We start from the raw sequence: 12,338 nt of genomic DNA on the forward strand, positions 1-12,338 counted from the left end.
CAATATTAGCAATTTATAGGTGCATCCAACGGGAGGTTAGCGCGGATCGCGCCACGACACAAGCCAGACCCCCCGCCAGATTTGCGCATAAACCACACTCAACAGAAGCGTCCAGCGGGCATACTCGCTTGACAAACAAGAAAACACAACATACCCCACTTGCTTAAGGCCAACGGAACTCACGACAGCCCCGGTGACAGAAGGCAATGCACACGGCGTTTTCGGTACGTTCTAGTAGACAACCTCTCCAAACAGAAGCGCCGCCTATGCACTTGGCCCAACCCCAAAAGAATCAAGAACATGCCAGCCGCAAAGGGGCCACAACGAAAGCCACTACCAAACCAACACGGCCATTGCAGGCACGCAGCCTCCAAGGTTAAACTCCGCCCGCCCCAGCCCAGACAGGATTGCCTGTTGATTCTTCGCCCTCAGCCCCCTCAACGGAGCCCTCTTCACCTCCCCCCGCGGTCGCCCTGCAGCATCGAATGAATCGGGCCAATAAGCCGTCATGCCTGAGGCAACTTCCACCGCCGCCAAGCATGGCGGGCACACCAGGAAGGTGGCAGGCTCGTGCCGCGTGAGTGAAGGTAGACATGCATGCAGAATTTTTCTAGTTTTCCCCGCGAACTGCTCGGTAGCACGTGGCGGCATCGCACACTGATTGGCACGCTCATCAAACGCGACATCATGGGCCGCTACCGGGGCTCGATGCTGGGCATGTTGTGGTCGTTCTTTTTGCCGCTGTTCATGCTTGGTGTTTACACTTTTGTGTTCAGCGTCGTCTTCAAGGCTCGCTGGCAGGCGGGAAGTGACTCCAAGACCGAATTCGCGCTGGTTCTCTTTACCGGCCTGCTGGTGTTCAACCTCTTCGCAGAGTGCGTTAACAAGGCGCCGGGGCTGATTCTGGCGCATCCAAATTACGTCAAGAAGGTGGTTTTCCCGCTCGAGATCCTGCCGGTGGTGACACTTGGCTCCGCTCTGTTCCACATGATGGCAAGCCTGATCGTATGGCTTGTCTTTTATGTCTCGATCTTTGGCCTCCCCTTCCCCACGGCGCTGCTGCTGCCCTTCGTGCTGCTTCCCCTGCTCCTGCTGACCTTGGGAATATCATGGTTCCTGGCAGCGATCGGGGTCTACCTGCGCGACATCGCGCAGATAACCGGCATTGCCGTGTCCACCCTGATGTTCCTCTCTCCCATCTTTTTCCCCCTCAGCGCGCTTCCCGAGACCTATCGTCCGCTGATGCTCCTCAACCCGCTCACCCCCGCCATCGAAATGGCGCGCGAGGTGCTGGTGTGGGGCAGGCTGCCTGACTGGATGCTGCTTGGGGAGTACGTCATCGCAACCGGCGTCGTAGCCTGCCTTGGCTTCGCCTGGTTCCAGAAAACACGCAAGGGGTTTGCGGATGTCCTCTGAGATTGCAATCAAGGTCGAGAACCTCAGCAAGTGCTATCACATCTACGAACAGCCGAAAGACCGGTTGTTGCAGATGCTGGCGCGGGGACGCAAACAGTACTACCGGGAGTTCTGGGCCCTGCGGGACGTATCGTTCGAAATCCGCAAGGGCGAAACGGTCGGCATCATCGGCCGTAATGGCAGTGGCAAGTCCACCCTCCTGCAGATGATCTGCGGCACGCTGAATCCCACCAATGGAAGCGTGACGTCAAACGGACGAATCGCAGCGCTACTCGAATTGGGATCCGGCTTCAACCCCGAGTTCACAGGGCGCGAAAACGTCTATATGAATTGTGCCATCTATGGCATGAGCAGGCAGGAGACCGAAGGCAAGTTCGACGACATCCTCGCCTTCGCCGATATCGGGGACTTCATCGAACAACCCGTCAAGACGTACTCCAGCGGGATGATGGTGCGACTGGCTTTTTCCGTCATCGCGCACGTCAATGCCGACATCCTGATCATCGACGAAGCCCTGGCCGTTGGCGACACCTTCTTTACGCAAAAATGCATGCGCTTTCTGCGCGGCTTCATGAAAACGGGTACCGTCCTGTTTGTCAGTCATGACGCCGGCTCAATCAAGAGCCTGTGCAACCACGCCCTGTGGCTGGAAAAAGGCCAAGTTCAGCATTCCGGCAACCCGAAGGACGTCTGCGACCTCTACCTGGAAGCGTTCTACGAGGCTCAGCAAGGCAAGAGCACCACAACGAGAATGAAACCTGCAGAGTTTCAGCATCGACGGCAACTTCAGCAGGAAGATCAACGCCTCAAATACATCAATGCGAGCAATCTGCGCAACGATATGCAGATTTTCAGCTTTGACCCTGAAGCAGCCTCCTTTGGCAAAGGCGGCGCCCAGATCGTGGACGTTGCGTTTCTCGACCAGGACGGCAAAGCGCTTCACTGGGTCGTTGGCGGAGAGTTGGTAACCTTGCTGGTTACCGCACACACACAAACCCCGCTGGACTCCCCGATCTTTGGTTTCTTCGTGAAAGATCGGCTTGGGCAGGCTTTGTTCGGTGATAACACCTACTTGGCTTATCAGGACAAACCCGTCAGCTGCGGACAGGAGAAAATCCTGCAAGCACGGTTTACCTTCCAGATGCCGATCTTGCCGATGGGTGACTACACGGTAAATGTGGCGCTGGCCGACGGCACGCAGGATGAACACATTCAGCACCACTGGATCCATGATGCATTGGGTTTCAAATCCACGAGCAGCAGCGTGTCGACCGGGCTGATTGGCATCCCGATGCAGAATATCGTACTTGAGGTTTCCGGAGAGTCGGCATGAGCGACCAGATCGATCCATTGGAATTTACCGGCGAGCGCTACATCCCGGGCACCATCGGCAACATTGAGCTGGAGCATTTGCACCGCTACTTGCTGGCGCAGCGCATATGCCATGACAAGATCGTGCTCGATATCGCAAGCGGAGAAGGCTACGGGTCTGCAATCCTTGCCGGGAAAGCCGCGAAGGTGACCGGCGTCGATATTTCGGAAGACGCCGTCCGGCATGCGAGCAGTACCTATAAGGCTGGCAATCTGGAATATCGGGTGGGCGACTGTGCGGCCATCCCTCTGCCTGACGCCAGCGTAGATGTTGTCATCAGCTTCGAGACCATTGAACACCACGACCGCCACGACGAAATGCTGGCCGAAATCCGGCGCGTACTTCGTCCCGGTGGAGTCGTCCTGATTTCGAGTCCCGATAAGTACTACTACTCCGAAAAACCAGGCGTCATCAACCCCCATCACGTCAAGGAACTTTACGAACAAGAGTTCAAGGCGTTGATCGCGAGCAACTTCAAGCAGACACGCTATTTTGGCCAACGGGTCGTCTACGGCTCGCTGATCTTGCCGGAGGCAACGCCCGCCACGGCAATTTCGTACTGGAAAGAACAGGACAAGGTTCAGGAAGCATCGGGGCTGGCGATGCCGATCTTCTGGATGGCGCTCGCGTCCGACTCCGAATTACCCGATTTTTCCGGTGGGCTATTCGAGCAACCGATTGAAGAGGCCGAGTTGGTTCTCCTGAAGCAGAGAGACATCGACAATGCCATCGGACTGATGCAGCAGAAAGACCAGCATCTTGCCGCGGGAGCCGCGATGCTGGGCCAGAAGGACGAACACCTGGCCCAGGCCGCTGAGATGCTGCGCCAAAAGGATGAATCCCTCGCACACGCCGCGGACATGCTGCATCTGAAGGATGAGTCTCTTGCGCAGGCTGCGGACATGCTCCATCTGAAGGATGAGTCTCTCGCGCAGGCTGCGGACATGCTGCGTCAAAAGGACCAGAGTCTGGAGCATGCCGCCGAAATGCTGAGTAACAAGGACGAACAGCTGGCCAAGGCCAATGAGTGGCGCTATCTCTTTACCCTGATCGGGAAGAAGCTATCCGCCCTTTTCTCCCGGAATTGACTCGCAATAGAGCCACATCGCTCGCCCCCGAGGCATGACGAGCAAAGAACATCACACTCAGCAACCGGCACCCGCGCCAGGCAGACCACACGACATGAATCGGGCAATTAAAAAGCTGGCATTCATTACTCAACCTGAGTATTTCCGGTTCACCTATGAGCACGACCTTGACGACTATACTGAGGTCAGGGAGTTCGAGCTCGTCCGCATGCTGGAACGGGGAGATTTCAGCGAGCTGATTGAATTCGGGGCTGACTTTAATTTCTTTTTCCGTGGCGAATTCATGCCGGCGGAGGTTCTGGAGCGGATTCCCGGGATCAAGATCGCCCTGTCGAGCGAACCCTTCCCGCGAATCATCGACGGGCGCCTCGAAAAGACCTGGGACAGCGTAAACCGCTACCTGCATTTCAGGCAGATCAGGCACTTGCCTTACGATTATCTGTTTCATTATGACGATGCGTCCCTGCCGATCATGGCTCGGGATGGCATTCATTGTTCGGGGCATTTTCCGTTCCCCGTCGCGACAGGCGTATACAAGCCAGATCTTCGTCCCAAGAAATGGGACCTTTTCTTCATCGGCCGCAGCACCGCGCATCGCGAAAGATATTTCGGTGCCCTAAAGCATACTCGGCAATTTCTTCACATTTGCCACGGCTTGTGGGGCCCCGAACTCGTAGATTACATTCATCAGTCTTCGATATGCCTCAACGTTCACGCGGAAAACGAGGTGTCCTGGGAGCCGCGCGTACAAATGATGCTTGCCTGCGGCCCGCTTCTGATCAGTGAGAAGATCACACCGAACGATATCCTGCGACCGGGGATCGACTACGTCGAAGTGTCGTCCCCTGCAGAAATGTATGACGCAGTGACCTACTACCTTACCCATCAGGACGAACGGGATAAAATTGCCCGAAGTGGATACGAACGGGTTCTCGAGCGTCTGCATGGAAAACGCCAGTATATTGACCTGATCGAGCGCATCAATACGGGCAAGGTGGAGCGCTTCAGAGCGGGACAGCCCGCCTGGAGTCTTGATGCCCTGAGTAGCACCCAGAGAATTGTTCGAAGCAATTTCAGCCGCCTAGCCAAGCTAGTCAGATCATCCTGATACGCCACCCAGATTAATTCCAGCCATATGGCCGAGTAATGAAATGAGAGTCTGCTATTTAATCCCCGGTTGTGGAGTTTCGGGCGGAATCGCCGTGATCTGCCAGCATGCAAACCGCCTTCAAAAGCGGGGGCATGAGGTCTTTCTGGTGGTGGACGGGGCGGCTGCCGACATGTCCTGGTTCCCGGAGCAGCAAGTACCGGTCATTCCCCTCACGGAATACCCGCAAAATGTCGACGTGTTGATCGCCACTGCGTGGTCTACGGCGTTTCGTACTCCCATCCTGCCAGCAAGACGCCATTTCTATTTCGTCCAGTCCGACGAAACCCGTTTCCACCCGGAGGGTAGCGGGTGGCAGCATATTACGCGCCTCTCTTATTCGGTCAATTTCCGCTACCTGACCGAAGCCCGCTGGATCAGGGCGTGGCTCAGGAACGAATTTGGCCAGGACGCAGCCCTTGTTCCCAATGGGCTGGATGAGAATATCTTTCATCCCTGCGAGCCACTTGAACCCAAAGGCCGCAGGCCGCGCATCCTGCTTGAGGGCGCAATAGGCCTGCCCTACAAAGGCATGCGGGAGGCCTTCCTGGCGGTCCAGGATCTGGATGCCGACATCTGGTGCGTGAGCTCGTACGGGAAACCGGAAGCAGGGTGGCGCTGCGACCGCTTTTTTGAATCCGTTCCCATGCAGGAGATGCGGCGCATCTACTCAAGCTGCGATATCTTGCTGAAGCTCAGCCGTGTCGAGGGCTTTTTTGGCCCTCCCATGGAGATGATGGCTTGTGGTGGGGCGGTGGTGGTTGGTCGCGTCACCGGGCACGACGAATACATCATCGACGGGCAGAATGCGCTGGTCGTCGATGCACTGAATATCGATGAAGCACGTCAAGCCGTAAAGCGCTTGCTGGACGATGGCGATCTACGTGCGAAGCTCATCGAGAATGGCAGGCAAACCGCCGCGCAGTGGTCGTGGGATCCATCGATCGATGCGCTCGAAAGCACGCTGGCCAACAGCCTGCAAGACGACAGCTTGGCCATGACCGAAGCGCAAAAGAAATCAGCGCAGGCGCTGTCCTTTTTCTACAGCCAGCTTCGCGGCGAATTTGTATCTCCTCCGCCCCCTGTCGTTACACCGACAGAAGAATCCGGCCCGGTTGAAGATACGCCCATTACCGTGAGCATAGACCCCACGGAAAAACTTATCGGTCGCTTGCGCCACAAGACCTGGTTCCAAAAGCTGGCAAAGCTCTTGTATCAATTGCATTGCGTATATGCGCGTCGCCGAGCGGTGTAACCAAAAATCCGGGGACGATGTTTGCGCGATTATTGTCAGCTTCCATCCGGATCTTGATTTACTGAGGCGCTTGGTTGACGCCATTGCCAAACAAGTTGGCATTGTGGTGTTGGTGGACAATGGCAGCTCGGCTCATGCGCTGGCCACATTACGCGACATTGCCGACAGCCATTGCATAACCTTGCTTGAGTTTGGCATCAACAAAGGCCTGGGCGCAGCCCACAACGCCGGTATTGCCATAGCTCGCGAAGCCCGGTGCAGGTATGTCCTTCTGCTGGATCAGGATAGTGAACCGGCGGAAGACATGGTGGAGAAGCTTGTCACTGCCCACGAACATCTCAGCCGTACAAACCGCATCGCTGCTGTTGGCCCCCGTTATGTAGATCCGGCCTCTGGGCACTGGTCGCATTTTGTGCGCTTTGGGCGTCTGCGTTTTCAGGCTATATCCTGCGAGAGCGCGACGGCGACACCGCAAGCCGACTTTCTCATTTCCTCAGGTTCGCTGATTTCCACGGCAGCGCTGGAGAAGATTGGCCCGATGGATGAAACGCTGTTCATTGACCATATCGACACTGAATGGTGCCTGAGGGCCACCAATGCAGGCTGGCGCATACATGGCGTATGTGCGGCAACCATGTTCCATTGCCTCGGCGACGCAGGGCTTCATTTCAAGCTTATCCGCTCCCGACGCATTGCGGTGCATTCGCCACTACGCCATTACTATATCTATCGTAACAGCACAGCCTTGATGCGCCGCCCCTATGTGCCCTGGCAATGGCGTATCAACGACAGCTACCGGTTACTGGGAATGCTGGTCGTCTTCATGCTGTTTGCCCCACGCCGTGCCGAACGGCTGTCAGCCATCCTTCTTGGCGTCTTTCACGGCCTGCGCGGGATTCTCGGCAAACGCCCCGAGTCGAATGGCAACGGAGATTGAATCACCCTCCCAGCATCTCCTTGAGCCCGATATCCAGTGCGACCTGCGCTTGCCAGCCTAATTCGCGCTGAATCCTTGCCGGTGAATAGCACGCAGAGCCCAGCAAGCGGTCGAGGATTTCGCTATCGAGCGGCACGCGGCGACCTGTCACACGGCATATCCCGTCTCCCAATTCGGCTGCCAGTTCCAGAGACCACCGTGGAATAGCCCAGCGCCGCGGGGAATAGGCCAGTGCAGCGCGCATGGCGTCATATAGCCCCCTCCCCGAGGGTGCATGGTGATGGGCGACGATGTAGGTCCGGCCAGCCGCCAGGGGCTCGCCCGCAACCCTGCGCATTGCAGCGACCAGATCCGACACATGCACCAGTGAGCGCCGATTGGCTGTTTCAGGCAGTGGCGGAAAAAACCCGCGCCTGATCAATGCCCCCATGCGCTCCATATTGCCTCGCCCCCCTGAGCCATATACCAGCGCAGGACGCAGCACCGTGACCCACATGCCTGTTGCCCTGCCGATTTCGAGCAGCGCTTGTTCGGCTGCACGTTTGGCCTGGCCATAAGGCGAATCAGGCAAGAGGGGCCACGTCTCATCGATGCACTCATCACCACCATCGCCGCTGGCCTTCACGCTGGACAGGAATACCAGGTGGCGAACCCCCGCCAGCGCGGCCGCGTTGGCAAGATTCCTGGAGCCTTCGTAATTGATCTCCCAGTGCAAGCGGGCGTCATCGGCACCGCTAACCGAAAACGCGTGGGCGTAGCCGGCACAATGAAAAACCGTATCAATACCTGCACAGGCTTTGATGAGCGAAGGTGAATTGCACAGGTCACCAGCCACTTCACCGGGCTGAAGTGCTTTGGCTCGGGTCAATACGCGTACATCGCCCCCCTCACCACGCAAGCGCTCAACGAGATGCCGGCCGATGAATCCCCGCCCGCCGGTGACGAGTACGGACGCCGGCGTCAAAACACCTCCCGCGGACGCAGATACGTCGCGAAACGCGGCACGCCGGACGCCGTCAGATCCCGGTAACGATAGGTGATGACGCTGCCCACCGGCGGCGGATTGCGGCGCTCCGCGTCGGTGAAGCCGCTGCCGATCCGGAAACGCACGCCAGCCGGGGTTTCCACGTCCAACGCCCCGAGCATGCCGGTCAGGCGGCCGCGGCCGGGCAGATGGGCGATGACCCGCGCCTCCGCATCGAGCTGCGGCTTGAGCTTGAGGAGCACGTCGCTGCGCCCGGTCACGTAGGGCGCATCAGCCCGGTGCAACATCAGGCCCTCGCCGCCGTCACGGACGACCGTGGCGAGACGGGCGTCCAACCCGGCACGGTCCGCCACCCGAAACTGCTCCACCGCCGCCAGCCAAGGAACCGCGGCCCGGGCCACGATGGCACGCAGGCGCTCCAGGCGCTGCGTGAAATCCCCCTCCCCGCCCGGCAACTCGAAGACCATGTAACGCACCTGGCGCCATTCCTCATCCACCGGCTGCAGACGGCGAACGGTACCCGACAGTTGCTCAAAGCGACCACGGGCGACCCACAGCTCGCCATCGAGCGGCTCCGGCGGCAGGCCCGCGAGGAACCAGGCCGGCGCGGCGACTTCCCGCCCGCTGCGGAAGCGGAGCTGCCGTCCATCCCACAGGGCACGCGCGCCGTCGAGCTTCTCGCTGACCCAGTAACGCTCGACAGGCACCGCGCCGCGCAGCACCTCGGCGAGCAGCAAGGGCGGCGCGACGGGCCCGTCTGCCGAAACGAGGGAATGGGCCAGCAGCGCCGCCGCACCCAGTAGAAAGTTGCGCCGCCGCCGGGACTGCCCGGTCAGATCCAGCGCCAGCCGTGAAGTTGGAAGAATCGCCATGCCGAACGTACGAAGAGTTGGATGTGGTGCCGCCCCTTACGGGCGGCATGGCCTCCATGATGCACGATCCGCACCGCCGGAACATATGCAATTTTCATCAACTGGGCCAGCCGCAGGCTCAGGTCGAAATCCTCGAAGTACAGGAAATAACGCGGATCGAAGCCACCGATCCGGCGCAGCGCGTCACCGCGCACGAACATGCAGCAGCCGCTGGCGATCGGCGGATCCCACACCACCTGCTCGCCGATCAGGTCGCGCATTTCATAGCGCGCCAGGCGCTCATCGCAGGCGCGCTTCAGCCAGCCCGGTGCGAAGCCGCGCAGGAACAGGTCCCACACCGCCGGCGGGCGCTTGCACAGATACTGCACGCAACCATCGTCCCAGCGTGCAGCCGGCGCCAGCAGTCCGCACTCGGGCTGGGCGTCGAGGAAGGCCAGCGCCTCCGCCAGCGCGTCCGCGGCCAGTTCCACATCCGGATTGAGGATCAGGTGGATGTCGCCAGCCTGCTCCAGACAGAGGTTGTGGCCGGCGCCGAACCCGGGGTTGCCGTGGCCGCGATAGACCTGGCACGGCCACTCCGGCGGGATGTGCAGTGCCGCCAGCGCGGCCTCGCTGCCACCGTTATCGATGAGGAACAGGCTCGGCACCACAGCCGCCCGGCGGGCGGCTTCGATCAAGGAATCGACCGTGGAGCACAGCAAGCCGGCCGGCGTGTGGTACAGCACGATGCCGACCGACAGGCGCCCGAGCGACGCCGCGACGCCGGCGGGCCCGCTGGAATCGCCGCTCAAATCAGACCTTGTAGTAGGTGCGATACCAATCCACGAAACGCCCGACACCTTCCGGCACCGGCGTCGCCGGCGCAAAGCCGGTCCACGCGTTGAGCTCATCGGTGTTGGCGTAGGTGGCCGGCACGTCGCCGTCCTGCAGCGGCAGGAAGTTCTTCTCGGCCTTCTTGCCGAGGGCGCACTCGATGGCTTCGACGAAGGCCATCAGCTCGACCGGATCGTTGTTGCCGATGTTGAAGACGCGGTAAGGCACGTTGCTGCGGCCCGGATCGGGCTGATCGGCGTTGTAGGTGGCATCGGCCTCGGCGGTGTGGTCGAGGGTCTTGATCACGCCCTGCACGATGTCGTCGATGTAGGTGAAATCGCGCTTCATCTTGCCGTGGTTGAACACATCGATGGCACGACCTTCGAGGATGGCCTTGGTGAACAGGAACAGCGCCATGTCGGGCCGCCCCCACGGGCCATACACCGTGAAGAAGCGCAGCCCGGTGGTGGGCAGGCCGTACAGGTGGCTGTAGGTGTGGGCCATCAGCTCGTTGGCCTTCTTGGTGGCGGCGTAGATGCTGACCGGGTGATCCACGCTGTCGCTCTCGGAGAACGGCATCTTGGTGTTGCCGCCATACACGCTGGAGCTGCTGGCATACACCAGGTGCTGCACCTTGTTGTGGCGACAGCCTTCCAGGATGTTCATGAAGCCGACCAGGTTGCTCTCCACGTAGGCGTGGGGATTGACCAGCGAGTAGCGCACGCCGGCCTGGGCCGCCAGGTGGATGACGCGGTCGAACTTCTCTTCGGCGAACAGCTTCGCCATGCCTTCCCGGTCAGCCACGTCGAGCTTCACGAAACGGAAGTTTTCGTGGGGCGTCAGGCGGGCCAGGCGGTCGTGCTTGAGCTGGACATCGTAGTAGTCGTTGAGGTTGTCGATGCCGACGACCTGATCGCCGCGGCCCAGCAGGACCTGGCTGGTGTGCATGCCGATGAAGCCGGCGGCGCCGGTAACGAGGATTTTCATGGTTGCGGGAACGCCTGAGTAGTTGAAAGCGGGGTCCGGCCGGCGGCGCCTGAAAAAAGGACGCACGAATAAATCAGCCAATAGTCCGGCATTTTCGCACGGCCACATGGCAGGGTAAATCGGCGTCCTGCCCTATCCGTGCGTTCCGCTACGACTTTATACTGCCGCCTCCTCCCGACCCTTGCGTCCCTTGATCCCTCGCCTCATCTATACCGCCGTCTGGTATCTGGCCGCCCCGCTTATCATGCTGCGCCTGGCCTGGCGTGCGCGCCGCCAGCCCGAGTACCTGCGTCACCTGGGCGAGCGCATCGGCCGCTACCGCACGCGCACCGCCGGGCCGCTGATCTGGCTGCACGCGGTGTCGGTCGGCGAAACCCGCGCCTGCGCGCCGCTGCTGCGCGCACTGCTCGACGCCTACCCCGAACACGGCGTGCTGCTGACCCACATGACGCCCACCGGCCGCGCCACCGCCGCCGAGCTGTTCGGCGAACTGGCGCCGCGGGTTCAGAGCGTCTACCTGCCCTACGACTTCCCGTGGGCGGTGCGGCGTTTCCTGCGCCGCTACCACCCGGACATCGGCATCCTGATGGAAACCGAACTGTGGCCCAACCTGGTAGAAGCCTGCCGGCGCAGCAGCACCCCGCTGGCGATGGTCAACGCGCGCCTGTCGGAGCGCTCAGCCCGTGGCTACCGGCGCATCGGCCGGCTGGCCAGCGACGCCTTCGCCCACCTCACCAAGGTAGGCGCCCAGAGCGAGGGCGACCGCCGCCGGCTGGCCGAACTCGGCGCCACCACCGCGGCGGTCACCGGCAATATCAAGTTCGACATCGAGGCGCCGGCGGCCTTGCTGGAGCTGGGCCAGCGCTTCCGCTCCGGCTTCGGCCAGCGCCGCGTGCTGCTCGCCGCCAGCACGCGCGACGGCGAGGAAGGCCCGCAGCTGGAAGCCTTCGCGCGGCTGGCGCCACCGGACACGCTGCTGGTGATCGTGCCGCGCCATCCGCAGCGCTTCGACGAGGTCGCCCGCCTGATCAAACGCAGCGGCCTCGCGATGCAGCGCCGCTCCGAAGACGCGCCACTGGCCGCCGACACCCGCGTGTGGCTCGGCGATTCAATGGGCGAGATGTATGCATACTACGCCGCCGCCGACGTGGCGCTGATCGGCGGCTCATGGGAAAAGCTCGGAGGGCAGAACCCTATCGAGGCCAGCACGGTCGGCTGCCCCGTGATCGTCGGCCCGCACACCTTCAACTTCAAGGCGGTCTGCGAGCAGGCCATCGAGGCCGGTGCCGCGCTGCGCGCCACCGACATCGAAGCCGGCCTGCGGGATGCCGTCGCACTCCTCAATGATGGGCCACGCCGCCAGGCCATCGGCGAGGCCGGGCGTTCCTTTGCGCGCGCCCACCGGGGCGCCACCGCGCGCACGGTGGAGCTGCTGGCGCCCCTTATCGCGCGCCAGCGGCGCTGAG

General features: G+C 60.9%; 11 protein-coding genes. 7 read left to right on the forward strand and 4 right to left on the reverse strand.

What is annotated here, in order from left to right:
• The first annotated feature begins 597 nt into the window (after positions 1 to 597).
• From AC3QL2_RS08510 to AC3QL2_RS08535, 6 genes are all read left to right on the forward strand, one after another.
• Entirely contained in the window at positions 598 to 1,416 is an 819-nt protein-coding gene (locus tag AC3QL2_RS08510; protein WP_493234609.1) for an ABC transporter permease, read from the forward strand.
• Positions 1,406 to 2,749, forward strand: coding sequence for an ABC transporter ATP-binding protein (locus AC3QL2_RS08515; RefSeq protein ID WP_493234608.1), 1,344 nt, complete (start codon positions 1,406 to 1,408; stop codon positions 2,747 to 2,749). The genes AC3QL2_RS08510 and AC3QL2_RS08515 overlap by 11 nt, the downstream gene beginning before the upstream one ends.
• On the forward strand, positions 2,746 to 3,876 hold the full coding sequence (locus tag AC3QL2_RS08520) for a class I SAM-dependent methyltransferase (RefSeq protein ID WP_493234607.1): 1,131 nt from the start codon (positions 2,746 to 2,748) through the stop codon (positions 3,874 to 3,876). Before AC3QL2_RS08515 ends, AC3QL2_RS08520 begins: the two co-directional genes overlap by 4 nt.
• A gap of 34 nt (positions 3,877 to 3,910) precedes the next feature.
• Entirely contained in the window at positions 3,911 to 4,984 is a 1,074-nt protein-coding gene (locus AC3QL2_RS08525) for a glycosyltransferase family protein (RefSeq protein ID WP_493234606.1), read from the forward strand.
• A gap of 94 nt (positions 4,985 to 5,078) precedes the next feature.
• Positions 5,079 to 6,278 (forward strand): glycosyltransferase family 4 protein, encoded by a 1,200-nt coding sequence (locus tag AC3QL2_RS08530; protein ID WP_493234605.1) that lies wholly within the window; start codon positions 5,079 to 5,081, stop codon positions 6,276 to 6,278.
• Positions 6,256 to 7,215, forward strand: a complete 960-nt coding sequence (locus AC3QL2_RS08535) for a glycosyltransferase family 2 protein (RefSeq protein WP_493234604.1) — start codon at positions 6,256 to 6,258, stop codon at positions 7,213 to 7,215. The genes AC3QL2_RS08530 and AC3QL2_RS08535 overlap by 23 nt, the downstream gene beginning before the upstream one ends.
• 1 nt (position 7,216) lies before the next feature.
• On the opposite strand, the gene AC3QL2_RS08540 is transcribed toward AC3QL2_RS08535, so the two are convergent.
• Genes AC3QL2_RS08540 through AC3QL2_RS08555 form a run of 4 tightly spaced genes read right to left on the reverse strand, consistent with a single transcriptional unit; the run spans position 7,217 to position 10,872 of the window.
• A complete protein-coding gene (locus AC3QL2_RS08540) occupies positions 7,217 to 8,179 on the reverse strand; it encodes an NAD-dependent epimerase/dehydratase family protein (RefSeq protein WP_493234602.1) in 963 nt (320 codons plus the stop codon).
• Positions 8,176 to 9,072: a DNA ligase gene (locus tag AC3QL2_RS08545; protein WP_493234601.1), complete on the reverse strand. Its 897-nt coding sequence runs from the start codon at positions 9,070 to 9,072 to the stop codon at positions 8,176 to 8,178. Before AC3QL2_RS08545 ends, AC3QL2_RS08540 begins: the two co-directional genes overlap by 4 nt.
• Positions 9,033 to 9,863: a glycosyltransferase family protein gene (locus AC3QL2_RS08550; RefSeq protein ID WP_493234599.1), complete on the reverse strand. Its 831-nt coding sequence runs from the start codon at positions 9,861 to 9,863 to the stop codon at positions 9,033 to 9,035. The genes AC3QL2_RS08545 and AC3QL2_RS08550 overlap by 40 nt, the downstream gene beginning before the upstream one ends.
• A gap of 1 nt (position 9,864) precedes the next feature.
• Positions 9,865 to 10,872, reverse strand: coding sequence for an NAD-dependent epimerase (locus AC3QL2_RS08555; protein WP_493234597.1), 1,008 nt, complete (start codon positions 10,870 to 10,872; stop codon positions 9,865 to 9,867).
• 190 nt (positions 10,873 to 11,062) lie between these two features.
• Here AC3QL2_RS08555 and waaA point away from each other — a divergent pair, with 190 nt between their 5' ends.
• Complete coding sequence (gene waaA / locus AC3QL2_RS08560; RefSeq protein WP_493234596.1) at positions 11,063 to 12,337, forward strand: lipid IV(A) 3-deoxy-D-manno-octulosonic acid transferase; 1,275 nt, start codon at positions 11,063 to 11,065, stop codon at positions 12,335 to 12,337.
• Position 12,338: the final 1 nt, after the last annotated feature.

The organism is Zoogloea sp. GW822-FHT05C07, from assembly GCF_058800215.1.

Bases quoted from the DNA above. Each gene is read 5' to 3' on its own strand.
- AC3QL2_RS08535 (WP_493234604.1), top strand. From the start codon at position 6,256: ATGCGCGTCGCCGAGCGGTGTAACCAAAAATCCGGGGACGATGTTTGC.
- AC3QL2_RS08555 (WP_493234597.1), bottom strand. From the start codon at position 10,872: ATGAAAATCCTCGTTACCGGCGCCGCCGGCTTCATCGGCATGCACACC.
- AC3QL2_RS08515 (WP_493234608.1), top strand. From the start codon at position 1,406: ATGTCCTCTGAGATTGCAATCAAGGTCGAGAACCTCAGCAAGTGCTAT.
- AC3QL2_RS08545 (WP_493234601.1), bottom strand. From the start codon at position 9,072: ATGGCGATTCTTCCAACTTCACGGCTGGCGCTGGATCTGACCGGGCAG.
- AC3QL2_RS08525 (WP_493234606.1), top strand. From the start codon at position 3,911: ATGACGAGCAAAGAACATCACACTCAGCAACCGGCACCCGCGCCAGGC.
- AC3QL2_RS08510 (WP_493234609.1), top strand. From the start codon at position 598: ATGCAGAATTTTTCTAGTTTTCCCCGCGAACTGCTCGGTAGCACGTGG.
- AC3QL2_RS08520 (WP_493234607.1), top strand. From the start codon at position 2,746: ATGAGCGACCAGATCGATCCATTGGAATTTACCGGCGAGCGCTACATC.